We start from the raw sequence: 23,932 nt of genomic DNA on the forward strand, positions 1-23,932 counted from the left end.
ATCAGGGCAGGGTGAGCACGTAAGTTTCCTTGCCCCAGCCATCCACCAGGCAGCGGGCCTGGATCTGCACCTGGGTTATTCCCTCCGGGATCTGCACACCGCTGAGCGACCGGGTAAAGGGCTGCTCATGCTCGTGCGGATGCGCCAGCACCCGCAGGCCCAGTTCGTTTCCGTCCATATCCAGCACCCGCCAGCCGTCGGCGTAATGCTCCCAGCCGGTGTCCGGGTGGGAAAGGGTGACGCTGAAGGACCAGCTGCCGCCAGAGGCGCGGGCGGTGGCGTCCTCGATCACCGGTTCATCTGCAAGGGCGGGCAGGGCGGCGGCGCTGAGCGCACAGGTCAGAAGCAAGTGTTTCATGCCCACACCTTAGCCTTGGGGAGCCAGCTGTGCAGTCACGAAACCGTGTCCCCTTTGCTATCAGACGGGATGCGCAGCAGGATCCGGCGGGAGTGCGAGACGAATTCGCGCCGGTACAGCACCGCAACAGTAATCAACGCGGCCCCGCCCAGCGGCAGGGCGCCCGCCAGCCAGGCCACGGCGGCCAGCGCGAAATAGGTCGACCGCATGCCGCGGTTGAAACTGCGCGCGGCAGTGATGCTGATTTCGGCCGCCTGTGCGGCGCGCGGATAGGCAAGCTCATGGGCCGGATCATTCGGCACCGCCGCCATCAGCACCGCGCAATAGCCGAACAGCCGGTGCGACCAGACAAACTTCAAAAACGCATTGGACAGAAGCAGCAGCACAACAAGGATCTTCACTTCCCAGACAAAGGCCGGAGCGCTGTCCTGGATCAGGTCTTCTGCAACCCCCGCCAGCTGTTCAGTATTGCCGATCAGTGCCAGCCCGCCGCCGATCGCGATCATCGCAGCAGAAGCAAAAAACGCGGTGGCCTGCCGCAGGTTGCCGGCCAGCTGCGCGTCAAATATCCGCGGGTCGCGTTCCACCATCCGTTTCATCCAGTCGCGCCGGAAATCCTCCATCAGCAGAGAGACAGAGGGCCGCCCGGCAGGCGGATTCTCAATCCTCCAGCCGATCCACAGCCAGCCTGCGATCAGCAGGGTCAGTGCGGCGAGGTCAAAGAGGGTGAATTGCGCAAGGCGGGTGGTCCAGATCATGGCCTGACCGTAGCGTGGCAATCCGTCCCTTGCCAGATGGGAAGAATTGGTAATATCATTTTACCAAATAGGAGAGCCCGATGGAGATGCCATCCCCGAACCCCGCCATTCTGGCCCGCAAGGCGCGGCTTGCCGAGCGCCTGCGTGCCGTGTTGCCCGCGGATGCGGTGATCCAGGACGAGGCGGAAACCCGCGCCTATGAATGCGATGCGCTCACTGCCTACAGATGCCCGCCGCTGCTGGCGGTGCTGCCGCGGAGCACGCAAGAGGTCTCAGCCGTGCTGCGGATCTGCCACGAGGAAGGCGTGCCGGTGGTGCCGCGCGGTGCAGGAACCTCGTTGGCGGGCGGGGCGCTTCCGACGGCAGATTGCGTGATCCTGGGCGTGGCGCGGATGAATGAGGTGCTGGAGACCGATTACGACAACCGCATTATCCGGGTGCAGACCGGGCGCACCAATCTCAGCGTCTCCGGCGCGGTGGAGGAAGAGGAATTCTTCTACGCCCCCGACCCGTCTTCGCAGCTGGCCTGTGCCATTGCCGGCAATATCGCGATGAACTCCGGCGGGGCGCATTGCCTGAAATACGGGGTCACCACCAACAACCTCCTGGGTGTGACCATGGTGATGATGGATGGCACCGTGGCGGAAATCGGCGGTGCGCATCTGGATGCGGGCGGGCTGGACCTCTTAGGCGTCATCTGCGGCAGCGAAGGGCAGCTGGGGGTGGTGACCGAGGCCACCCTGCGGATCCTGCGCAAGCCTGAGGGCGCGCGGCCTGTTCTGATCGGCTATGACAGCAACGAGGTGGCCGGTGCCAGTGTCAGCAACATCATCAAGGCGGGTGTGCTGCCGGTGGCCATCGAATTCATGGATCGCCCCTGCATCGAGGCTTGCGAGGCATTTGCCAAGGCGGGTTATCCGATGTGCGAGGCGCTGCTGATCATTGAGGTCGAGGGCAGCGAGGCCGAGATCGCGCACCAGCTGGGGCTGATCACAGAGATTGCCCGCTCCCACAACCCGGTGGAGCTGCGCGAGGCGGGGGATGCGGATGAGGCCGCCCGCATCTGGTTGGGCCGCAAGTCGGCCTTTGGCGCCATGGGGCAGATCAACGATTACATGTGCCTGGACGGAACGATCCCGGTGTCCTCGCTTCCCTTCGTGCTGCGCCGCATCGGTGAGATGAGCAAGGAATTCGGGCTGGATGTGGCCAATGTCTTCCACGCAGGTGATGGCAACATGCACCCGCTGATCCTGTTCGATGCCAACAAACCGGGCGATCTGGAAACCTGCGAGGCCTTTGGTGCCGAGATCCTGAAGCTCTGTGTCGAGGCGGGCGGCTGCCTGACCGGCGAGCATGGGGTCGGGATCGAGAAACGCGACCTGATGCTTCATCAGTACAGCGCGGCGGATCTGGAAGCGCAGCTGAAAGTTAAGGATGTGTTTGATCCCAAATGGCTTTTGAACCCGGCCAAGGTGTTCCCGCTGTCTGTAACTGAAAGCCGCCGGGCCGTGGCGCTGGCTGCTGAATGATTGGGGGCTAGCCCCCAAACCCCCAGAGTATTTTCGGGAAAGATGAATATGATGACACCAGGGAGCGAGGCAGAGCTGGCCGAGGCCATTGCAGGCGCAAGCGGGCCGCTGTGCATTCAGGGCGGCGGCAGCCGCGGGCTGGGTGTGGAAGGGGACGTGCTGAGCACGCGCGGGCTATCCGGTATTGAACTCTATGAGCCCGGCGCGCTGACGCTGGTGGTCAAGTCGGGCACCCCAGTGGCTGAGGTGGAGGCGCTGCTGGCCGCGGAAAACCAGCGGCTAGCGTTTGAACCGATGGATCACCGCGGCCTGCTGGGCACCGATGGCGAGCCGACCGTTGGCGGAGTGATTGCCGCCAATGTCTCCGGCCCCCGGCGAATCCAGGCGGGGGCGGCGCGCGATCACCTGTTGGGGGTGCGGTTAGTGGATGGGTCCGGCCAAGCGGTGAAGAACGGCGGCCGGGTGATGAAGAATGTGACCGGCTATGATCTGGTCAAGCTGATGTGCGGCGCCCACGGCACCTTGGGAGTGCTGACGGAGGTGTCTTTGAAAGTGCTGCCAAAGCCTGAGTGCAGTGGCACGTTGGTCTGGCACGGGCTTGGATGGGTCGCGTCGCTGAAAGTCTTCTGTGAAGCTCTGAAGTCACCCTATGACGTGACTGGTGCAGGCAGGGTTCCGCAGGGTGCCGCTGGAAAATCGATGACGTACATTCGGGTGGAGGGGTTCGAAGATTCCGTCAAATACCGCCTGACAGAACTGCGGAGGCTCTTTTCAGATTTGAAACCTGATGAGCTGAACATCGACGCAGAAGAAAATACCCGAATTTGGCAGTCGTTGCGCGACGCAGAACCGTTTCACGGCAAAGCTGGAGATGTGTGGCGAACCTCGGTAAAGCCGACTGACATGCTTAAAGTAACAGGCCAGGGGGATTTCGAGCATGTTGTCGATTGGGGCGGCGGGTTGATCTGGAGCCTTGTGCCGGAAGGGGAGGATTTAAGGCAGAAACTGGCAGATGTGCCGGGCCACGCCACACTGGTGCGGGCCAGTGCAGACACGCGCGCGAGGCTCGGCGTATTCCAGCCGCAGCCCGCACCGCTGGCAGCCATCTCCGAAGGTCTGCGGCGGCAGTTCGACCCGCGCGGCATCCTCAATCCGGGCTTGATGGGGTAACACATGCAGACAACATTCACCGAAAAACAGCTGCAGGAACCCGGCACCAAACGGGCCAACGAAATCCTGCGCTCTTGCGTCCACTGCGGGTTTTGCACCGCGACGTGCCCGACCTATCAGGTGCTGGGCGATGAGCTGGATTCACCGCGCGGTCGGATCTACCTGATCAAGGACATGCTGGAAAACGAACGGGTGCCGGACGAAAAGACCGTCAAGCACATCGACCGCTGCCTGTCGTGCCTGGCCTGCATGACCACCTGTCCGTCAGGCGTGCACTACATGCATCTGGTGGACCATGCCCGCGCCTACATCGAAAAGCACTACGACAGGCCATGGAGCGATAAGGCCCTGCGCTGGCTCCTGGCGCGGATCCTGCCTTATCCGGGCCGGTTCCGGCTGGCGCTGCTGGGGGCCAAGCTGGCGAAACCGTTCAAGGGTCTGCTGCCGGATCCCCGGCTGCGCGCGATGCTGGATATGGCGCCGAAAACCATTCCGCCGGTCAGCCGCAACGACGACCCGCAGAGCTTTGCGCCCGAGGTTCCGCGCAGGAAAAGCGTGGCGCTGATGACCGGCTGCGCCCAGAAGGCGCTGAACACCGATATCAACGACGCCACCATCCGCCTGCTGACCCGGCTCGGCTGCGAAGTGGTGGTCGCCAGGGGGGCGGGCTGCTGCGGGGCGCTGACCCACCACATGGGGCGAGAGGATGAGAGCCGCACTGCGGCGGCAAAAAACATCCGCGCCTGGGCGGCAGAGATCGACGGGCAGGGGTTGGATGCGATTGTCATCAATACCTCCGGCTGCGGCACCACGGTCAAGGACTATGGGCATATGTTCCGAAACAGCGAACTGGCGGCGGATGCGGCGCGGGTGTCAGGCATTGCGATGGATATCTCCGAATTGCTGATGCAACTGGATCTGCCTGAGGGGGAGGACAAGGGGCTGACAGTGGCTTATCACGCCGCCTGCTCGCTGCAGCACGGCCAGCAAATCAAGACCCACCCCAAGACGCTGCTGAAACAGGCCGGTTTCACGGTGGTGGAGCCTGCCGACAGTCATCTGTGCTGCGGATCGGCCGGTACCTACAACTTGATGCAGCCGGAAATCTCGGCCCAGCTGAAGGCGCGCAAGGTCAAGACGCTGGAGGCCAAAGAGCCCGATCTGATCGCTGCTGGCAATATCGGCTGCATGATGCAGATCGGCGGGGGCACCGAATTGCCCATCGTGCATACGGTCGAGCTGCTGGACTGGGCCACGGGCGGCCCGCAGCCGCCTGCGCTGACGGCACCGGGCATACGCGCGCCGGAGGTACCCATCTTGCGCTGAACGGTGTTTGAAAAGCGGAAAGAATCGGGCTGCACAAACCGCGCATTTGCCGTAATTTTGCCTGAACAGACAAATAATCTCCCACCCGGTGGATAAGAGGAGACGCATGTGAGGCAGTGGATTCTTGCGGTTGCAGCGCTGCTGCTGCCAGCCGCAGCAATGGCGCAGGACAGCAGACTACAGCGGATGGATACCCTGGATGCGGGCCGCAAGTGGGAAGCTGTCGGGCGGCTCGACGTGAATGGCGAGGGGTTCTGCACCGGTGCGCTGATTGCTCCTGACCTGGTGTTGACGGCCGCGCATTGCCTCTATGACAGCCGCACCAAGGCGCCGATCGACCCCGCCACCATCGAATTCCTGGCCGGCTGGCGCAACGGCCGCGCCTCTGCCTACCGCTCTGTGCGCCGGGCGGTGCAGCATCCCTCTTATGTCTATGACGGGGAGCTTTCGACCGGCCGGGTGCGCAATGACATCGCTCTGCTGCAATTGCAGCGCCCGATCCGCAATACCAAGGTCACGCCGTTTGAAACCGAAGCGCGCCCGCGCAAAGGAGCCAAGATCGGTGTCGTCTCTTATGCCCATGACCGCTCCGAGGCGCCGTCCCTGCAAGAGGTCTGCGCGGTGATGGCGCGGCAGCAGGGGGTGCTGGTAATGTCCTGTGACGTGGATTTCGGCTCCTCCGGTGCGCCGGTGTTTTCCTTTGACGGTGGCGTGCCGCGCATCGTCTCGGTGGTTTCTGCCAAGGCAGAGGTGAGCGGCAAGCAGGTGTCGCTGGGATCTGCCCTGGCCGAAGAACTGACTCTGCTGCAGGCGCAACTGACAGCAGTTGCGACTGGCGGCCAGCTGCCCCCTGGCGTGGGCCGGGTGAAGGCGGGGGAGCGCGCCAGCTCCTCCGGTGCAAAGTTTATTAAGCAATGATCCAGCGGGCGCTGATACTGGCGGCTGCGGTTCTGGCCTATGCCGGCGGTGCGGCGGCTCAGGAAACCGGCCTGCGGCGGCTGACCGACCGCGATGATCTGTTCGGCTGGGAGGCCGTGGGCCGGCTGGAGCTGAACGGGCAGGGCTTCTGCACCGGTACATTGATTGCCCCGGAGCTGGTTCTGACAGCAGCCCATTGCGTCTATAACAGAAAGGGCGAGTTGCGCCCGGCAGAGCAGATCGTGTTCCGTGCAGGCCTGCGCGACGGGGTAGCAATTGCCGAACGCCAGGCGCTGCAGATCGCAGCCCACCCCGGCTACAACCCGCGCAGCCGTCTGAATATGGAAAATATCCGCCACGATGTGGCGCTGATCCGGTTGGCGGAGCCGGTCCTCAGCGGTCAGGCAGATGCCTTTGCGCTGCATTCTGGCCAGGATTACGGCGTTAACATTTCGGTAACCTCTTACGGCATGGGCCGGGCTGAGGCGCTGTCGCGCCAGCGTGAATGCAACCTGATGGGGGAGCACCGGGACGTGCTGATGATTGACTGCAATGTCACCTTCGGCTCTTCCGGGGCGCCGGTGTTCTCACAGGTTGGCGGCCGTGGACGCATCCTGGCGCTGGTTTCGGGCGGCGGCAGTTATCAGGGCAAGAAGATCGCATTCGGCATGAAGCTGCCCCAGCGGGTTGCAGAGCTGAAGGCGCAGCTGCGCCGCAATCCGGTGGCAGCACCTGACCGGCGGATCAAGCGGGTCCGGGTGGGCAGCGGTGCTTCCCCAGGTGGTGCAAAATTTGTCAGCGTGGGCGACTGACAAACCTCTTGAAGCCGCAAATTCCGCTTCCTATCTCAGGATCATCCGGGCAGCCGCTGATTGGGGCCCGGAGAAAAATCAGCCTGTCCCTGCGGGGAAGGCATCCTGAAATCGCTCATGAATGAGGATGGAAAATGCGTACTTTTGACTTTGCACCGCTGCACCGTGCCACCATCGGCTTTGACCAGATCGCCAGCCTGATGGACCGCGCCCTGAGCGCTGACGCGGCCCAGTCCAGCTACCCGCCCTACAACATTGAGAAGACCGATGCTGACAGCTACCGCATCTCAATCGCTGTCGCCGGTTTCTCTGACGAAGACCTGAACGTCGAAGTGAAGGAAAACGCGCTGGTCGTGTCCGCGAAGAAAGCAGAGGACGGCGACGGCCGCACCTTCCTGCACCGCGGTATTGCCACCCGTGCTTTTGAACGCCGTTTCACCCTGGCCGACCACGTGCATGTGACCGGCGCCAGCCATGAAAACGGCATGCTGCATATCGATCTGCACCGCGAGGTGCCGGAGGCGCTGAAACCGCGCCGGATCGAAATCTCCTCCTCCCGCCCGAACCGACCGGAGATCGAGGCCAAAGCGGTCAACTGATCCTTCGGTTCCCGGTTCGCGCACAAGACGCCCCCTGGCTTTGCCAGGGGGCTTTTTTGTTTTGCCGGGCTGTCCCCGCGGGGACAGCCCAGGGTTGTGCGGCGCAATCAGATGTTAGGATTTTGGCGCCACACTGAGGTGGTGAATGGTTGTTGCGCCGGTGTCCGACCGCCCGCCGGTGCTGTCAATACGCGGTCAGGGTGAACCATATGGGACCACAAGAGATACAGCATGTTCAGCAGAGCTTCGCAGGCATATTTGCCCGCAAGGCGGATCTGGCAGAACGGTTCTATGTGCATCTCTTCACCCGACTGCCGGAGGCGCGGGGGATGTTCCGCGGCAATTTCGTGAAGCAGAAAACGATGCTGACGGCGATGATCACGTCCTGTGTGCGCAATTTGGATGACCCGCGCACGCTGGAGGACATCGGCGTGCAGCTGGCGCAGGAACACGCCCATCTGGACCTTGGCCCGCGGGAGGCGGAGGCGGCAAAGCGGGCGCTGATCGCCGCTTTGCGCGATGTTCTGGGGGCGGAACTGGACCCGGAGACCGAGTTTGCCTGGGCCAGTGCCATCAGCCGGGTGGCCGGGACGCTGACCCGGCACTGAGCTGGCACTGACCATCCGGCTGCCCTGATCCGCGGGGCGGTTCAGACCGCCATGCAGATGTATTTCATCTCCAGGTAATCTTCGATGCCGTGGTGGCTGCCTTCGCGGCCCAGGCCGGACTGCTTGACGCCGCCGAATGGGGCCACCTCGGTGGAGATGATGCCGGTGTTGACCCCGACGATCCCGTATTCCAGCGCCTCGGCCACCTTGTATACACGGGAGAGGTCCTTGGCGTAGAAATAGGACGCAAGGCCAAAGATGGTGTCATTGGCCATAGCGATCACCTCATCCTCGTCCTCGAACTTGAACAGCGGGGCCAGCGGGCCAAAGGTCTCGTCGGTGGCAAAGGCCATCTCCTGGGTTGCGCCCTTGACGATGGTCGGCTGGAAGAAGCTGCCGCCCAGTTCCGACGGGTTGCCGCCCAGGATCACTTCGCCGCCCTTGGAGGTAGCATCGGCGATATGCTCCTGCACCTTCTCGACCGCTTCCTTGTTGATCAGCGGGCCGAAGTGGATGCCGTCCTTGAGACCGTCGCCGACGTTCATTTTCTCGACCGCGGCTTTCAGCTTCTCCGCAAAGGCATCGTAAACGCCAGCCTGCACATAGATCCGGTTGGCGCAGACGCAGGTCTGGCCGTTGTTGCGGAACTTGCACATGATGGCGCCTTCGACGGCGGCGTCCAGATCGGCGTCGTCAAACACGATGAACGGCGCGTTGCCGCCCAGCTCCATCGAGCATTTCATCACCGTGTCTGCTGCCTGGCGCAGCAGGATGCGGCCGACCTCGGTGGAGCCGGTGAAGGTCAGCTTGCGCACCGCGTCGTTCTCGCAGAACTCCTTGCCGATGTCGGAAGCGCGCGACGACGGCACAACGCTGAACACGCCCGCCGGAATGCCGGCCCGGTCGGCCAGAACTGCCAGCACAATCGCCGACAGCGGGGTTTCCGCGGCGGGACGGGCGACAAAGGAACAGCCGGCGGCCAGCGCCGGGCCTGCCTTGCGGGTGATCATCGCGTTGGGGAAGTTCCAGGGAGTGATCGAGGCGGCAACACCAATCGGCTGCTTCAGCACGGTGATGCGCTTGTCGCGCTGGTGGCCGGGGATGGTCTCGCCGTAGATCCGCTTGGCCTCTTCCGCGAAGAACTCGATGAAAGATGCGCCATAGGCGATCTCGCCGCGGGATTCCGCCAGCGGCTTGCCCATCTCGGCGGTCAGGATCACTGCCAGATCCTCCTGGTTTTCCATCATCAGCTCGAACCACTTGCGCATCACATTGGCGCGCTCCTTGCCGGTCCACTTGGCCCAGTCCTTTTGCGCGGCATCGGCCTGGGTAATGGCACCGGCAACCTGCGCGCGGCTGGTGTCGGCGACCTGGGCGATCACGTCGCCGCGGGCCGGGTTGGATACGTCAAAGGTGCCTTCGCCGTCGGTAAACTGGCCGCCGATATAAGCGCGGGTTTCCAGCAGGCTGGGGTCTTTGAGAAGGGATTTCAGGTCAGTGGTTGCGTCAAGCATGGCGGGCCTCCCGGGTGTTCTGTTGCGGAATGCAAAGCAGTTGTGCCTTGATATGTCCAGAAGGATTGATGAGTCCAGAATTTGATCAAATTCCGGGCAAAGATTTTGAGCCAAGCAATTTGACATGTGCTGTGCCAGACTGTCTGGTAGCCGCAAAGAATAAGAACAGGGGAGATTGGGCATGGAATTGGATGATGCCTATGCCAACGGGGCCTATATCGAGAATGCCGACAAGTACCCGCCGCGCTGGGCGGCCTCGGCGGAGGATTTCCGCAACAGCCTGCATGAGCGCGCCCGGCTGAACATTCCTTATGGCGAGGGGGAGCGGCAGACCTTTGACCTGTTCCTGCCTGAAGGCACCGCCAAGGGACTGTTTGTCTTTGTCCACGGCGGCTATTGGCTGGCTTTCGATAAAAGTTCCTGGTCGCATCTGGCGCGCGGCGCGCTGGCACATGGCTGGGCGGTGGCGATGCCGTCCTACGACCTGTGCCCGGAGGTGCGGATTGCCGATATCACCCGGCAAATTGCGGCCGCGGTGACGCGGGTTGCGGAGGAAGTGAAGGGCCCGATTGCGCTGGCTGGCCATTCGGCGGGTGGTCACCTTGTAGCGCGGATGCTGGACAAGGCGCTGCTGCCGGCGGATGTGGGCGCGCGGATCAAAACAGTGATCCCAATCTCGCCGCTGTCGGATCTGCTGCCCTTGCTGCGCACCACGATGAACCAGAAGTTCAAGATGGATTCGGCTGCTGCGGTGGCAGAAAGCCCGGTGGAGATGCAAGACCGCTATGAGGCAGAGGTCACCGTCTGGGTCGGCGGCGAGGAACGCCCGGCGTTTTTGGATCAGGCGGTCTGGCTGGTGGAAGCCTGGGGTGCGGATCATGTGATTGCCTTTGGCAAGCATCATTTCAACGTGATCGACCCGCTGGCCGACCCGGACAGCGATCTGGTGGCGCTGATCGTGAATTGAGGGCTTGGAGGGGGCAGAAACGCCCTCTCTGAACAGGGCGAAAATAGTTCTTGCCAGAATCCCCTTTCCGCCGCATCTTCCGGCTCAAGGGCCAGGCGATGGCGTCGCCGCATGGAATACATGCCAGCCCCCGCATTCCAAAACTGTCCTGAACGCCGGGACCTTTCTTGTAAGAAGGAAGGGTCTGATATGACTGCACGTCCTGAAATGTACCGTTTTCACAATGGTGAGAAGGCGCCGCTGCAATTTGCTGTCTCCGAGTACGAGGCGCGGATCGCGGGCCTGCGCAAAATCATGGCTGAAACAGGGGTGAGCGCTGCTGTCTTCACCTCGATGCACAACATCTCCTACTACTCGGGCTTCACCTACTGCGCCTTTGGCCGCCCTTACGGCCTGGTGGTGACCGCAAGCGAAGCCGTAACCATCTCGGCCGGCATCGACGCGGGCCAGCCCTGGCGCCGCTCTTTCTGCGACAACATCACCTACACCGACTGGCAGCGCGACAATTTCTGGCGTGCAATCAAATCGGTATCGGGCGAGGGCGCGGTGGTCGGCTATGAGAGCGACCACCTGACGCTGCTGCAGAAGGCCAAGCTGGAAGGGTTCCTGAAGCCCTCGCAGCTGGTTGACCTCTATGAACCGACCATGCGCCAGCGGATGGGCAAATCCGCCGCTGAACTGGACATGATCCGGGCCGGTGCCGCCGTTGCCGATGTGGGCGGCTTTGCGATCCGCGACGCGGTCAAGGAAGGCGCGCGGGAGATTGATGTGGCGATGGCGGGCCGCGATGCGATGGAGCTGGAGATTGCCAAGCGGTTTCCGGATGCGGAGTACCGCGACACCTGGGTCTGGTTTCAGTCGGGCATCAACACCGATGGCGCCCACAACCCGGTAACGGGCCGCACCCTGCAGCGCGGCGACATCCTGTCCCTCAACACTTTCCCCATGATTTCAGGGTATTACACCGCGCTGGAGCGGACCATGTTCGTGAAGGAAGTGGATGCCGACTCCCTGCGCATCTGGGAGGCCAATGTGGCGGCCCATGAGCTGGGTATCTCGCTGCTGAAGCCGGGCGCGAGCTGCGCGGAAATCACCCATAAGATCAACGCCTTCTTTGAAGAGCAGGATCTGCTGCAGTACCGCACCTTCGGCTACGGCCACTCCTTCGGCGTCTTGTCCCACTACTATGGCCGCGAGGCGGGGCTGGAACTGCGCGAGGACATCGACACGGTGCTGGAGCCCGGAATGGTGATCTCGATGGAGCCGATGCTGACCATCGCCGATGGCCAGCCGGGTGCCGGTGGCTACCGTGAGCATGACATCCTGATCATCCACGAGGATGGCAACGAGAACATCACCAAATACCCCTATGGGCCGGAGTTCAACGTCGTCGGCTGAGGCGCGCGAACACAAAAAATGCAGGGGGTGCCATGCGTGCACCCCCTGTACACCGCCTGTGCACCGGGGAGGGCGTCAGGCGGACTTGATCCTAGTAATGCGCTTGCCCCAGAGACTGGGTGCGCGCGGCCTCTGAAGGCGGGTAAACCGGGGTCTGCGGAACCGACGGACCGCTGGCGGCCAGCAGCTGGCGGTGCCCGTTCCAACCTTGGGTCATCCACAGCGCAGCAGCAGATTGTTCCTCAGTTTGCAAGAGTTCCCGCACCGACAGGCTCAGCTGAGACGCGTCGTGCTGCGCGGTTACGCTCAGGCGGTCCCCGGCCTTGGCCGTTTCCGGTTGGTCGAGCAGAAAGGCGGTGCGGCCCCAATGGCCGCCGGATTTCAGCCCATTTGCCACTTGCACCCCCGGGGCCAGGTCCATTTTGAAGCTGACAAGCACTGCGTGAATGCGGCCCGTTTCGGAACAGGCGAGGTCTTTTGCAGCGCGCGCCGGATTGATGTTTGGCCGGGTGAAGTCGAATTCGAACAGATCTGTTGCCGGGCCAAGGGGCCGCAGGCTGCAGGCCTCAAAGTCGTTCGGTGTGAGCTGCGCCACGCGGGCAAAATTGTGAAAGGCGCTGAGGTCGAAACCTTCTGCCTCATGCGGGCGCCAGAGGTTCAGAAGCCCATCGCTTTCGACCGGCTGCGCCATGAGCGTTCCGCGTTCGGGGATCGCGCGGGCATCCGGCTTGGCAAGTGCGGCCATGGCGTGGGTGAGAGTTGCAAGCGCACCTTCGCCAAGCAGAACCGTATCGACGATTTCCGAGATCACGACATCTGCCTGCTCTGGAATGTCTTCACCGACCACGATGTCGTGCGACCATTTCGGGATGACGGTGATGCGGCTGCTGAGACCGTTGTCCGCGATGACCTGCTTCGCAGCCTGGGCGATCAGGGGCTGCTGTTCGCAAGTGTAGACATGTTTCGCGCCCGCACGTGCCGCCAGCATGGCGGTCAAACCAGCGCCGCAGCCGATGTCCAGAACCACGTCGCCGGGCTTCACCTTGGCTGCGATGGCCTTGGCATAGGCCTTGTTGCGGGCGGTGTCCGACAGCATCGGGAAGTGCCAGCGGGGCACAAATGTCTGATGCAGCCGTTCCTGCAAGATCTGCGCCTCGTGGTGGCCGGGGTCAATCCTGAGAGCCTCTGATAAGAGCTGCGAAGTCCGGATGCCGCCGTCGGTCAGGGGTTCAGATTTTGCGGATTGTAAGAGGGATTCTGCGTCCTGTGCAGGCTGGTTCTGGTGTTTTTGCGAAGGGGCAGGCGAATGACTTCCAGGCAAATTTTGTCCTCATTTATTGCAAATGCCACTGACCTGCTTATCCCTCATGCCTATCTAATAAATGATGAAGGAAAGGCACGTGCTGCGGGACGTTTCTGCCGGCGCTTCTGAGAAGACCGGTGCCAAGGCAGCCGGAGGGGCTGGTCCGCAGATCTGCCGGCCGGGCGAGAGCTGTTCCAGCAAGGGGGGCACGGACGTTGCGCCGGGGCGGGTCTTGGGGCATATGTGCGCCACGGCATCGCCCGCCGAATAGCCCGCCGATATGATACCCTCTTGCTGCAGCACGGTTGCATGCCGCCGCGAGGAAGAAAGAGCCACCGCCATGTATGACGCCCCGGAAAAGAAGAAATCGGAATTTGCGCTGATCCAGCTGATGCCGAACCTGATGACCATCGGTGCCATCTGTGCGGGCCTGTCGGCGATCCGGTCTGCGGTTTACGGCAATTACGGGCTGGCGGTGATGCTGATCCTGCTGGCGGCGGTGCTGGACGGGCTGGACGGGCGGCTGGCACGGGCGCTGCGCAGCGTCAGCAAGATGGGAGCGGAGCTGGATTCGCTGGCTGACTTCCTGAACTTCGGCGTGGCGACGCCGCTGGTGATCTATTTCTGGGCGCTGCAGGACATGCGCGGGATCGGCTGGATTTCAGTGCTGGTGTTCTCGGTCTGCTGTGTGGTGCGGCTGGCGCGGTTCAATGTGTCTGCCAAGTCGGAGGAAGACGCGCCGAAGCTGCGCAAGGGGTACTTTGAGGGCATCCCTTCGCCTGCCGGAGCGCTGCTGGCGCTGCTGCCGATGTTTGCCTCCTTTGCCTATGGCAGCCGCGAACCGGTGCTGCATGAGCTGCTGATCTGTCTCACCATGGTGCTGGTGGGGCTGGCAATGATCAGCCACATTCCGACCTGGTCGCCGAAAGCAGTTAAAATTTCACGTGAGAATGTTAAGTACCTGCTTGTGGGCTTTGCCTTCATGGCTGCGGCATTACTGACCTATGCATGGACCGTGCTGGTTGTGCTATGCCTTGGCTACGTTGCGATGGTGATTTGGGGGCTGGTTTCCAAGCCAAAAGACTAGCCCAAGACGTCCGGGGAGGGACGAATTGGATATCAAAGCAGTTGAGGAGTCATACGCGCGCTGGGCGCCGGTGTATGACAGGACATTTGGCGCGGTGACGCGCTCTGGCCGCCGCAGGGCGACCCGCTACATCAATTCCCGCGAGGGCAGTGTGCTGGAGGTCGGGGTCGGTACCGGGCTGTCGCTGCAGCATTACGCACCGCATCTGCAGGTGACGGGGATCGATTTCAGCCATGACATGCTGAAGAAGGCCCAAGGAAAGGTGCAGGAGCTGGGGCTGAAACAGGTGGAGGCGCTGCGGCAGATGGATGCCCGGCAGCTGGATTTCCCGGACAACTCGTTTGACACGGTGGCGGCGATGCATGTGCTGTCGGTGGTGCCGGACCCGAACAAGGTGATGCATGAGATTGCGCGGGTTCTGAAACCAGGCGGCAAGGTCGTGATCACCAACCATTTCAAGAGCGGCAAAGGGGTGCGGGCCTCGCTGGAGAAGCTGTCAGCCCCCCTGGCCAATGTGATTGGCTGGCATTCGGACTTTGCGCTGGAAACGGTGCTGCAGGAGGACCGGCTGCAGGTCGAGGTGCAGGAAAGCATTCCGCCCTTCGGGATGATGACATTCCTGGTGCTGGGCAAGCAGCAGACAATGTGAAACAGCCAGTTTCCGCAATGCAGCCCCGGGGGGATCCTCCGGGGCTTTTCTTTGTGCGGCCTGTCTGCAACAGTGCATTTGAAACGGGTGGAATTGCGCCGCCTCAGGGGATGTAAAATTCTTTTACATCCCCATATCAGGATCAGGTATTTGACAGGGAAGGAGCGGATGCGATGAGTGTGTCCCAATTTGAGAAAATGGTGGCGGACAGCCAGGACAAGGTGCGCGAGTCGCAGTCCAGGATCGAGGCGCTGACCTCGCGTATCGAAGCGGCGCGCAGCAAGATCGAGGCCGGTGAGGACGCCAGCATCGACATCGAAAACGCCACCCTGGAAGACGTGCATGCGCATACCGAGGTGATGAACGCCAATATTGCCGAGCTGATCATGGGGCTCGATGATGTGACGGCGGCGTTTTCCAAGGATTTTGACGAGATGCGCAACAAGACCGGCTGGGAGAGCTTTGTCGGCTTCTTCAGCCGCGGCAAGTCGGACTCGATGCGCCAGGAGCGGATGCGCACGGCAAATATCGACGACAAGCTGCAGGACCTGATTGCCAAGTCGGATGTGATCGTGAAGCTGCTGGAAGGCCAGCTGGCGACGCTGGAAGAGCAGCGCGAGAAGGTGCAGGTGAACCTCTCCGCAACCCTGGACGACCGCGAGTTCACGGTGCAGGAGCTGGAGGGCGTGCGCGCCCAGATCGTGGCGCTGGACCCGCAGATCATCGAGCTGGAGAACAAGATCGCGGTCGAGCAAGACGCGGCGGCACGCACCAAGCTGGAGACCGAACTGGCCGACATCAACGCCAAATACAACGCGCTGGTGCAGGAGGAGCAGGTGAAGCTTGCCAAGTCCCAGACGCTGGAGCGCTATATCGAGAAGGGCAAAACCTGGGTCGACAGCCTGCAGAACCAGGCGGCGACGCAGATGGTGCTGATCAACAAGCTGCAGACGGACACGCAGCAGCGGGTGGTGCTGTATGATGCGCTGACCAAATCGCTGAAGACCGCGCAGCAGCAGGATGTGGCGCACCGGATCAACGAGATCGGCGTGCAGACCGACAAGGAAGCCCAGACCGCAATGGCGGCGATCGGCACCGCGACCAACCAGAAGATGGCCGACATGCTGGAAGCGCATGAAGGCAACATGGTGTTTGCCCGCGACGTGCTGGAGAAGAAGGCCAAGGCGGATGAACGCTTTGCCCGCCGGTTTGCCGCGATTGTCGAGAAGCACGACAAGAACCTGTATGGTGGGTGATGTTTCGCTTTTTCGAGCAACAACACCAGCCTATTAAGATCAAAAGCCTGAAGGAGCTTGAGCCTGGTTTTAAGCCCCGGTGGTTCCGAATTTCGTTTCGCTTGATCCTGATGGGCTTTTTGTCAATGCCAGTGATAGTGGCTGGCAGCGTGTTGAAGGTTTCACTACTAATTTGGCTGGGAGTTGCGGTTTTTCACTTTGTGATGTTTGCGTTGATCGCCTTGTCAGTGGTTCCGAGGGGCATGAGGTTTGTCGGGTACTGGTGGCCCTGGGTGGGTCTGAAAGCGGCGCAATTGGATAGTTGGCTTGAGCGCGACTTGGACTGGGGCAACTAAAATGACTGATCCTTGCAAGGACCACGCGGGCCTCAGCGATACCTTCGCCTCGCGCCGGTATTTCAAGAAGTTTGAGACCATCATCCGGCATCTGACCCGGGTGGCGGCGGCGATGCAGGCGGAGGGGCGGCTTTCGAAGTCCGATGTGAAGGTGCTGACCGCTTACCTGATGCGGCTGAATTTCACCTTCCGCGCGCTCAGCATGAAATACCTGATGGCCGGGCGCGATACCGGGCGGTTCTTCGGCAGCCTGGCGATGGACAAACGCGACAGCGGCTTTCCGGTTGCCGCGGAACTCATGACCATGGCCAACGACGCCCAGCAGGCGGAGCGGCATCTGGCCAATATGGCGAGTGAGGCGCAGTTGAAGGACGATATGGTGCGCACCATCATCTCGGACCGCACGGTGCCCTCGAAACTGCAATTCGCCCTGTCGCAGCGGCTTTATTATCAGGAGCTGGTGAAGGGGGAGCTGTTCTGGACCCAGAACGATCCGGTCTGCGAATGGCTGGAAAACATCGGCGAGCGGCGGCGGCGCTTTCTGCTGCATTGGGCGGCTTATGACAGCCAGGTGAACCTGCCGGTGATCTACCTGATGGAGCTGGAGGACAGCGGCAAGGTGGCGCTGCCCAAGGACGAGCGGCGCTGGCCGGAAGTGCAGGCGCATCTGATGGCCCAGGCGCTGGCGGGGCTGAAGCTGGTGACCATTGCCAAGGGGTTTGACGAGGATTTCGATGACCTCCACCCCAAGCATCTGCGCCGCTACCACGTCGGGCCGATGTATTCCTCTGCCTATACCGAGCAGTCCGGACCGCTGCACCAAGTGCTGGAGCAGGCGGAGGCCCCTGCGGGCCAGGACTGGGCGCTGGCCTGGACGCTGGAGGAGCTGGAAAGCGAGGACGTGCGCGAGGAGCGCGCGGGCTGGTTCGGCACCGTGGAGCGGGAGATCTTTGCGCTCGACCCCTTTGGCGGGCGCGGCGCTGATACCGGGGCAACCCGGACCCAGCGCGCCATTATCCTGCCGCAGCGCCCGTTCCAGGTGCTGGCAGAGCTGGACCCGCCCGGGTTCGGCGATGTGCAGAAGTTCGTGGTGAGCGATGCCGGGCAGGTGCTGCGGTATTGAGCGGCTGGCGTGCGGCCGGAGCCTCCCCTCTCGGCGGCAAAGCCGCCTGCCGGGCAGCGGGACGGGGATATTTTTAGCCAGATGAAGATTGTTTAAGTTGGAGGGCCAATGCGGATTGCGGGAGTATTGATGCTGATAGCTTTGACGGGAGGTTGCAGCGGGTACCTGGCTCAGGATCTGAATGCGTTCAAAGCGGAGACTTTGAGCCGCTATCCTGTTGGGAGCACCGTTGAGGACTTGCAGCGCGATCTCGGATGGCGCGGGTTCAAAGAAAGCGGCCCGGCTTTCAGGTCTACTCCGCATCGGCCCGTGCCACTGCCGCATTGCATGCGGAAGTCACTGGTTTACGGCTTTTGGGGAGGTGGCAATCGTTGGGTGTGCTACCGCGAAGAAGCAGGCCGGATAGAAGAAATTGAAATTTATCAGTTGGTCGCGGGCCTCTGAAGGAGAGAGAGATGAGCATTTCAGGCAATCAGATGGAGCTGCGGGAAGAGGATATCCGCAAGCATTACGCGGCTGCGGCGGCGATGCTGGAGGGGTTTGACCACACCCCGCGCATTGCCAAGCCTGCTGTGGAGGGCAAGGCGCCGGAACGCTCGCCCGGGATCGCCCGCACCCGCCGCTTCCGCTCCACCACGCCCGGGCTGGTCACACGCTCCACCGCGCGGCCCGAAGGCGTGCATCTGATTGCCCGCATCGAGGCGGCGGATGACGATGATCCGCTGACCTCACCCCTGCAGGCGACCCTGCAGCACGCCTTGCGCCGCGCCTTGGCGGTCTCCTTGGCAATGGGGGAGGCTTATGCGGATGTATCCGGGCTGGCGGATCTGAAGCGGGCTAATCTGGCTGGATCTTTGGATGCAGCGCGCAAGGGGGAGTTCACCGAACTGCTGGCCGCCGAGGCGCTGATTGCGGCGCATGTGTTTGCCAATGCCGCGGCCTATCTGCTGGCGCCGCACGGGTCCGAGGCGCAGGCCGAGGTGGGCGAGGTGGAGGAGCTGCTGACCGACAACGCACCGCTGGCGCTGCACGGGGCGCTGTGGGAGCTGGACCAGAAGCTGGCGCTGCACGCGCCCGATGATGCGCATCTGATTGCGGCTGCGGCGGGTTATGCCGAGCAGCTGATGGAAAAGGCGGCCTTGCGCGCCCAGACTGCGCCGCGGCTGGAGGCGTTCTCTGCCGCCGCCTGGCGGGTGGAGGCGGATGATCTGACCATCAGCGGCTTTGAGCCGGCGGCCAAGGCGAAATCCACCACCCTGACGATGGCGTTCAAGAAGCCGCATGAGGTGGTCGGCAACCACATCGCCAAGTATCAAGCCTTGCGGCTGTCCAAGATGCTGATGGCCTATGACTTTGACCGCCGCCTGAACCCGTTTGCCGAGATGGGCGGCTTCATCTTCACCTTCATGGGTGACGGCAAGCCGGGGACGGGTAAGACCACCCTCATTCAGATGATGGCGGGGCTGATCCATGATTATTGCCAGAATGCGGGCTACGCCTTCCGCTACCAGAACTTCGGCATCGACAATATCGACAGCTATCAGGGCAAGTCGGGGCAGAACGCCAAGTCGTTCATCCAGAACGTGATCGACCCGGGCGTGATCGGCTTTGGCACCATCGACGACATCGACCAGATCGCGGGCAAGCGCGGCGACCGGCAGTCCAGCGCGGGCCAGCAGGAGGTGACGGCGGTGTTCATGGAGGCCTTTGCCGGCGCCAATACCGTGGTGCGCGGCAACTGCACCTTTGGCATGTTCTCCAACTACCCGGAGAATGTTGACGACGCGCTGCGCCAGCGGGCGGGCGCGCGGTTCCTGGTGGACGGGCCGCAGACGCGGGAGGATTACATCGACATCCTGACGCTCTTGATGGGCAAGAACCATGCGATCCCGCTGGGAGAGCACGACCTCTATGGCGCGCAGGAGATCAAGAAGGCGGTCGCGCGCTCGTTTGAGGCGCACAACCGCCCGCAGGAGCCGGGGCTGATGGAGGTCTTTGGCCGGGTGCACGACCAGATCGGGGAACTAGATGATTTGGCCAAGCTGGGGACGTACCTCAAGGCGATCCAAGCCGCGGATGAGCGGTTCACCGGCCGCGCCATCAAGAACATCACCGATGCGGTCAAGGTGCGGGCGATGGATTTCGAGCTGCCGGATGAATGGATGGAGAACCCGGAGCTGTTCCTGTTCAAGGATTACGACACCAAATCCGCGATGATTGCGGAGCTGCGGGTTCCGATCACGGTCGACATGGTGGTGCAGGAGATCAACCGCTACGCCGACAGCGAGTTCCGCTATGCCGACAAGTCGGATGAGGTAGCGATTGAAAACATGGTGCGCGATTTCGGGCGGCAGGAAGAGGCCAAGCGGCGGTATCTGGAGGGGAAGTGACCCTTGGGGATCGCGCTCGCATATTTCGCCTTGATCGTGACAGGAGTTGTTGCGTTTTTGGCCATTCCGGTTGCGCTGATTGCAGGGAGCGATTTCGGAATGCGGCAGACAACTTGGCGGCGGGCTGGGATTTTGACATTCGGGACATCCTTCGCTGTGCCATCTGTAATCTTTCTGGTGATAGCGATGTTGGTCTGGGATGACCTGACAGGAGAGCCGATAGCTGGAAACGGTATTCTGTGGTTCGCTTTGGTAATGGAAGCAATTTCAGCCTCCATCCTTGTGCCGGTGACCGCAGTTGCATTTGGTGTAGGCTGGCTGTTTGGAACCAGGAAGTTCAAACGATTAACCCAGCAGACTAGAGCATGTGATGGAGGGGAAAGCTGATGCGGGTTGTTTGCCACACAAGGGCAGAGCCTGTCCGCGGGCGGAAGCGAAGCGCCCGCCCGTTTTGCCGGGGGCAAACCTGCGGTTTGACGGGGCGGACGGGCGCTGCCCGAGCCGCAAGCGCCTCGGGTGGGGACGAAGCGAAAAGCTTGCACACTTTGGCGAGTGATGGGATGCGCCGATGAAATACTTCATCAAGTGGCTGAAGGTATACCCTCGTTACAGGTTTACTCGCTACGATGTGTTGGTTCAGCGAGGTATCGTAGCCACCTCGTTATTCTTGTCTGTTGTCTTATTTCTTTCGCTTTTGCCGATGTGTCAGGGAACTGATTGCCAAAGAAGAATTGTTGCCTTCTGGTATTCACCGCCAAATGAAATTGGCGACTCATTGGCCGGTGCCGCCGGTGCGTTGGCGTTCTTTTGGATCATTGTGACAGTAATGATGCAGAGCAAGGAGCTCTCTCAACAGCGTTTGGAACTACGTTTGGCGAGAAAAGAGTCCGAAAAAATGGCTGCACAACTGACTGCACAAACGCAGTTGTTTGCTTACGAGGAACAGCGACGCAAAGCCGTGGAAGCGGAAAATCTGCTGCATGAGTACCTTTTAGACGCCTTTTTGCTTATGCGAGACTTGTCCGGTGCCGCTTGGTATCAGGACAAAGCATTAAGTCGGAGAGGAGGGCATAATATTGAGTTCAACTGCCCCTCTGAATGGAGTTGGGAAAAAAAGCTAACCTTCGCTTCCGAAAGCTATGATGCTGTGGAGAGTATTCTATGGCGTTGTGAGAAAGGAATTTACGTCCCGGGCTGGAACTGCGTGCATGAAGTTCCACAGTTGTACGACGTACTGCGCAAAATTAAAGTTCTGCAGCCTGAATTATCGGCAGTGAACTCTTACCGATTAGAAAGAGCTAGGTTTGATTCACTTTTAGAGGCTGCAAGGTTACTAGCGCAAAGTGACGTACTTTGGATTTCAGGCTGCTACACAAAGGAGGCCGCCCAATGAAACGCCTCATCCAGCATGGCCTGATGTTCGGCAATCTCTTCCATGTGGCCTCGCCCGCGCTGGTGGAGCGCTATAACCGCGCGCTGAAGCATCTGACCGGCAAGTCCACGGCTCTGACGGATTTCCACGTCGATATCTCGGGCTTTTCGCCGGAGATCGGGGATGAGCTGGGGGATGATCACTATCTGAACCATGCGGGCGTGAACCGGCAGTTCATTCTGCTGTCGACCGAGCAGAAGCGCTGCCCGCTGCTTCACGTGAAATTTTCCACCAGCCGGGATATCCTGCGGCGGTTCATCGAGGTCAATGAACGCCAGCTGTTTGCGCTGACCGCGACGGATGCGGTGGCGGGGGAACTGGTGAATTCGGTGTTTGAGGTCTCCGAGCCGCGCAAGCTGTTCGACATCCGCCAGGTGCGGATCGAGGCGGATACTACCAAGGGTACGCTGCGCCATGCGGACCGTCTGGCGGAGCTGGTGGAGCGGTTCAAAACCGGGGAGGATGCCTGGTTCGATGATGCGCTGATCGGAGAGATGATCGCGACGGCGGAACAGACCGGCGATGTGACCCGCAATCCGGTGCATCTGGAGCATGAGGTTTTTGAGCAGGGCAACTTCTGGACCGCGCATTTCGGCGGGCTGTACCTGTTTCAGGACGTGCAGCACCCGGCGGTGATTGCCAGCGGGGCAAAGCCCGAGGGCGTGCCGCTGGATCGCGTTTTTGACCTGAGCCAGCGTAATGCCATTGCCAAGTTTCTGGAGCTGAACGGGCTGGCAGAGCCGGTGATCCGGGCGCGCGGTGTCGATGGCGCGGCGATCCTGCGGCAGAAGATGGGGTTCCTGGCGGTTTCGGTTTTGACAGAGAAGGGGCGGGATCTGACCGGCCTGTCACGGTCGGATCTGCGGCGGCTGGCGGCGCGGCATGCGGAGGAGCTGCCGGAAGAGTTTGAGGGGCTGGCAGCATTGGTGCGCTGGGCCGAGGGCGGCGGCAAGTGGCCAAAGATCACCTCGGACCATCCGGCCTATTTCTATAGCCTCAGGGCGTCGGACACGCCCTGCCGCGATCTGGTCAACATGCTGCTGGCAGAGCTGTGCCCGCATGACTTCCGCCAGATGTTCATCTGCCACAAGGAAGAGTTCTACCGCCGGTACCGCGGCTGGCCGGAGACCAAGAAAGCCTATGCAGCGGAGTTTCTGGCGCGGGAGTATACGGTGGACAAGGCGGGTGCGCGCGCCGCGCTGTTCGGGCATGAGCCGGATATGGAGGGGCGGATGCCCAAGCTGCCACGGAACCGGCGCAAGGGGGTGGTTGAGCGGGTCGGCCCCTGGGGCGCGGTGAACCGGGTGAGGGGGCGATAGGATGGTCCTATTGGAGCAACTAAATTCTTCCCGGATCGCTTGCGATCCGGTTCGCGCCCGACCAGCCCCCATGGGCGGGCGCGAAGTGCGCCCACCCCGGGACGGGCGCGAACCTATGTTACGTGCAAAAGCTCAGGAGGCGTGCTGAGATGTTCGGCTTTATCCGCCTGATCCTGATCCTCTTGGTGGTGCTGACCGTGGTCTACGCCGCGGTGTCGCTCTATTCGCGCGAGATGCGGCGGCTGAAGCTTAAGCGGCGCTGGAAAGAGAAGGGGTTGACCGGCGACCGCGCGGCCTTCATCCAGCGGGGGCTGAAACAATACGACAACTCGTTCCGGCGCAAGCTGATCCTTCTGGTCTATATCATTCCGCTGGGGGCGCTGGCGCTCCTGATCTACGTCATTAACTTCATGTGAGGTCCACCCCCATGCGTTTCATCAAATGGGCTTTCCTGATTACCTTCTGGGTGCTGTTCGGCGCCTTTCTGCATTACACGCTGCCGCAGTATGACGTGGTGCGGATCGTCAACACCTACGAGGAGCGGCAGGAGCTGAACGACTGGACGCGGGTTTTCTGGTCCAAGCCCGACGACCAGTCGGCGCAGCTGATCAACCGCGATGTGCAGTTCATCCAGGCAGTGCGCGCCAACGGCCGCAATATGGTCTACCGCAACGAGGACACCGGCTGGAACTGGCCGCCCTATTTCAAGTTCGACACTGCGAACCTCTATACGGACGCCAATGACAGCATCTCGACCAAGGCGAACCCGGAGTGGGTGGCGGTGATGCATTACGGCTGGCGCAACGAGTTCCTGTCGATCTTCCCCAATGCGGTGACAATCAAGCCGGTGGCGGGGCCGGAAGATAAGCCAACCAACTGGTTCTCGATCATCTTCCTGGTGCTGCTCGCGGCGCTGTTGTGGGCCATCTATGTGCGCTGGCGCCGGTTCCGTCAGGCGCGGATCGACCCGATGATCGAAAGCGCCGAGGACAGCCTCTATGCGGCAGGCGATGCCATTGCTGAGCGCAAGGGCCGGTTCCGGCGCTGGCTGGATACCTGGAAATCGAAGTGACGGGAGGGG

At 61.6% G+C, this 23,932-nt stretch carries 24 protein-coding genes; 20 read left to right on the forward strand and 4 right to left on the reverse strand.

From position 1 onward, the window contains the following. Position 1 precedes the first annotated feature (1 nt). Both RA24_RS10815 and RA24_RS10820 read right to left on the reverse strand, forming a co-directional pair. The gene (locus tag RA24_RS10815; protein WP_039151230.1) at positions 2–358 is read right to left on the reverse strand and encodes a hypothetical protein; all 357 of its coding nucleotides are present in this window, start codon (positions 356–358) and stop codon (positions 2–4) included. 35 nt (positions 359–393) lie between these two features. Next, entirely contained in the window at positions 394–1,116 is a 723-nt protein-coding gene (locus RA24_RS10820) for a DUF599 domain-containing protein (protein ID WP_039173645.1), read from the reverse strand. A gap of 80 nt (positions 1,117–1,196) precedes the next feature. On the opposite strand from RA24_RS10820, the gene RA24_RS10825 reads away from it, so the two are divergent. From RA24_RS10825 to RA24_RS10855, 7 genes are all read left to right on the forward strand, one after another. Then, positions 1,197–2,645 carry an FAD-linked oxidase C-terminal domain-containing protein gene (locus RA24_RS10825; protein WP_039191473.1) on the forward strand — a complete coding sequence of 483 codons (1,449 nt, stop codon included), beginning with the start codon at positions 1,197–1,199 and terminating at the stop codon, positions 2,643–2,645. 42 nt (positions 2,646–2,687) lie between these two features. Continuing rightward, positions 2,688–3,815: an FAD-binding protein gene (locus tag RA24_RS10830; RefSeq protein WP_039191476.1), complete on the forward strand. Its 1,128-nt coding sequence runs from the start codon at positions 2,688–2,690 to the stop codon at positions 3,813–3,815. 3 nt (positions 3,816–3,818) lie between these two features. Beyond that, complete coding sequence (gene glcF / locus RA24_RS10835; RefSeq protein ID WP_039191479.1) at positions 3,819–5,141, forward strand: glycolate oxidase subunit GlcF; 1,323 nt, start codon at positions 3,819–3,821, stop codon at positions 5,139–5,141. 159 nt (positions 5,142–5,300) lie between these two features. Next, positions 5,301–6,059 carry a trypsin-like serine peptidase gene (locus tag RA24_RS10840; protein WP_152610586.1) on the forward strand — a complete coding sequence of 253 codons (759 nt, stop codon included), beginning with the start codon at positions 5,301–5,303 and terminating at the stop codon, positions 6,057–6,059. Beyond that, entirely contained in the window at positions 6,056–6,871 is an 816-nt protein-coding gene (locus RA24_RS10845) for a trypsin-like serine peptidase (RefSeq protein WP_039191481.1), read from the forward strand. The genes RA24_RS10840 and RA24_RS10845 overlap by 4 nt, the downstream gene beginning before the upstream one ends. Positions 6,872–7,005: 134 nt before the next feature. Beyond that, positions 7,006–7,470: an Hsp20 family protein gene (locus RA24_RS10850; RefSeq protein ID WP_019297345.1), complete on the forward strand. Its 465-nt coding sequence runs from the start codon at positions 7,006–7,008 to the stop codon at positions 7,468–7,470. Between the two features lie 209 nt (positions 7,471–7,679). Then, a complete protein-coding gene (locus RA24_RS10855) occupies positions 7,680–8,078 on the forward strand; it encodes a globin domain-containing protein (protein WP_019297344.1) in 399 nt (132 codons plus the stop codon). Between the two features lie 41 nt (positions 8,079–8,119). Here RA24_RS10855 and RA24_RS10860 read toward each other — a convergent pair whose 3' ends face one another. Next, the gene (locus tag RA24_RS10860; protein ID WP_039151248.1) at positions 8,120–9,592 is read right to left on the reverse strand and encodes an NAD-dependent succinate-semialdehyde dehydrogenase; all 1,473 of its coding nucleotides are present in this window, start codon (positions 9,590–9,592) and stop codon (positions 8,120–8,122) included. A gap of 181 nt (positions 9,593–9,773) precedes the next feature. On the opposite strand from RA24_RS10860, the gene RA24_RS10865 reads away from it, so the two are divergent. Both RA24_RS10865 and RA24_RS10870 read left to right on the forward strand, forming a co-directional pair. Continuing rightward, positions 9,774–10,559, forward strand: a complete 786-nt coding sequence (locus RA24_RS10865; RefSeq protein ID WP_039191483.1) for an alpha/beta hydrolase — start codon at positions 9,774–9,776, stop codon at positions 10,557–10,559. 189 nt (positions 10,560–10,748) lie between these two features. Beyond that, positions 10,749–11,957, forward strand: a complete 1,209-nt coding sequence (locus RA24_RS10870) for an aminopeptidase P family protein (RefSeq protein WP_019297341.1) — start codon at positions 10,749–10,751, stop codon at positions 11,955–11,957. Positions 11,958–12,048: 91 nt separating this feature from the next. On the opposite strand, the gene RA24_RS10875 is transcribed toward RA24_RS10870, so the two are convergent. Further along, the gene (locus RA24_RS10875) at positions 12,049–13,278 is read right to left on the reverse strand and encodes a 50S ribosomal protein L11 methyltransferase (RefSeq protein WP_039191487.1); all 1,230 of its coding nucleotides are present in this window, start codon (positions 13,276–13,278) and stop codon (positions 12,049–12,051) included. 322 nt (positions 13,279–13,600) lie between these two features. Between RA24_RS10875 and pssA the strand changes: the two genes are divergently transcribed. The 11 genes from pssA (at position 13,601) to RA24_RS10940 (ending at position 23,923) form a co-directional block, all read left to right on the forward strand. After that, positions 13,601–14,347, forward strand: a complete 747-nt coding sequence (gene pssA / locus RA24_RS10885) for a CDP-diacylglycerol--serine O-phosphatidyltransferase (protein WP_019297339.1) — start codon at positions 13,601–13,603, stop codon at positions 14,345–14,347. A gap of 25 nt (positions 14,348–14,372) precedes the next feature. Next, entirely contained in the window at positions 14,373–14,996 is a 624-nt protein-coding gene (locus RA24_RS10890; protein ID WP_039151259.1) for a class I SAM-dependent methyltransferase, read from the forward strand. A gap of 173 nt (positions 14,997–15,169) precedes the next feature. After that, positions 15,170–16,252, forward strand: coding sequence for a hypothetical protein (locus RA24_RS10895; RefSeq protein ID WP_039151262.1), 1,083 nt, complete (start codon positions 15,170–15,172; stop codon positions 16,250–16,252). After that, complete coding sequence (locus RA24_RS10900; protein ID WP_019297336.1) at positions 16,252–16,587, forward strand: hypothetical protein; 336 nt, start codon at positions 16,252–16,254, stop codon at positions 16,585–16,587. The genes RA24_RS10895 and RA24_RS10900 overlap by 1 nt, the downstream gene beginning before the upstream one ends. Before the next feature lies 1 nt (position 16,588). Then, complete coding sequence (locus RA24_RS10905) at positions 16,589–17,710, forward strand: hypothetical protein (RefSeq protein WP_039191493.1); 1,122 nt, start codon at positions 16,589–16,591, stop codon at positions 17,708–17,710. A 455-nt stretch (positions 17,711–18,165) separates the two neighbouring features. After that, complete coding sequence (locus tag RA24_RS10915; protein WP_039191496.1) at positions 18,166–20,100, forward strand: ATP-binding protein; 1,935 nt, start codon at positions 18,166–18,168, stop codon at positions 20,098–20,100. A gap of 3 nt (positions 20,101–20,103) precedes the next feature. Further along, positions 20,104–20,487, forward strand: a complete 384-nt coding sequence (locus RA24_RS10920) for a hypothetical protein (protein WP_039191497.1) — start codon at positions 20,104–20,106, stop codon at positions 20,485–20,487. A gap of 181 nt (positions 20,488–20,668) precedes the next feature. Further along, a complete protein-coding gene (locus RA24_RS10925) occupies positions 20,669–21,493 on the forward strand; it encodes a hypothetical protein (protein WP_039191500.1) in 825 nt (274 codons plus the stop codon). Then, positions 21,490–22,851: a DUF6638 family protein gene (locus tag RA24_RS10930; RefSeq protein WP_039191502.1), complete on the forward strand. Its 1,362-nt coding sequence runs from the start codon at positions 21,490–21,492 to the stop codon at positions 22,849–22,851. Before RA24_RS10925 ends, RA24_RS10930 begins: the two co-directional genes overlap by 4 nt. Positions 22,852–23,000: 149 nt before the next feature. Next, on the forward strand, positions 23,001–23,267 hold the full coding sequence (locus RA24_RS10935) for a hypothetical protein (protein ID WP_019297329.1): 267 nt from the start codon (positions 23,001–23,003) through the stop codon (positions 23,265–23,267). Between the two features lie 11 nt (positions 23,268–23,278). Next, positions 23,279–23,923 carry a DUF1523 family protein gene (locus tag RA24_RS10940; protein ID WP_019297328.1) on the forward strand — a complete coding sequence of 215 codons (645 nt, stop codon included), beginning with the start codon at positions 23,279–23,281 and terminating at the stop codon, positions 23,921–23,923. Positions 23,924–23,932 lie beyond the last annotated feature (9 nt).

This window comes from Leisingera sp. ANG-M6 (assembly GCF_000813905.1).
In the GTDB taxonomy this organism is placed as follows: domain Bacteria; phylum Pseudomonadota; class Alphaproteobacteria; order Rhodobacterales; family Rhodobacteraceae; genus Leisingera.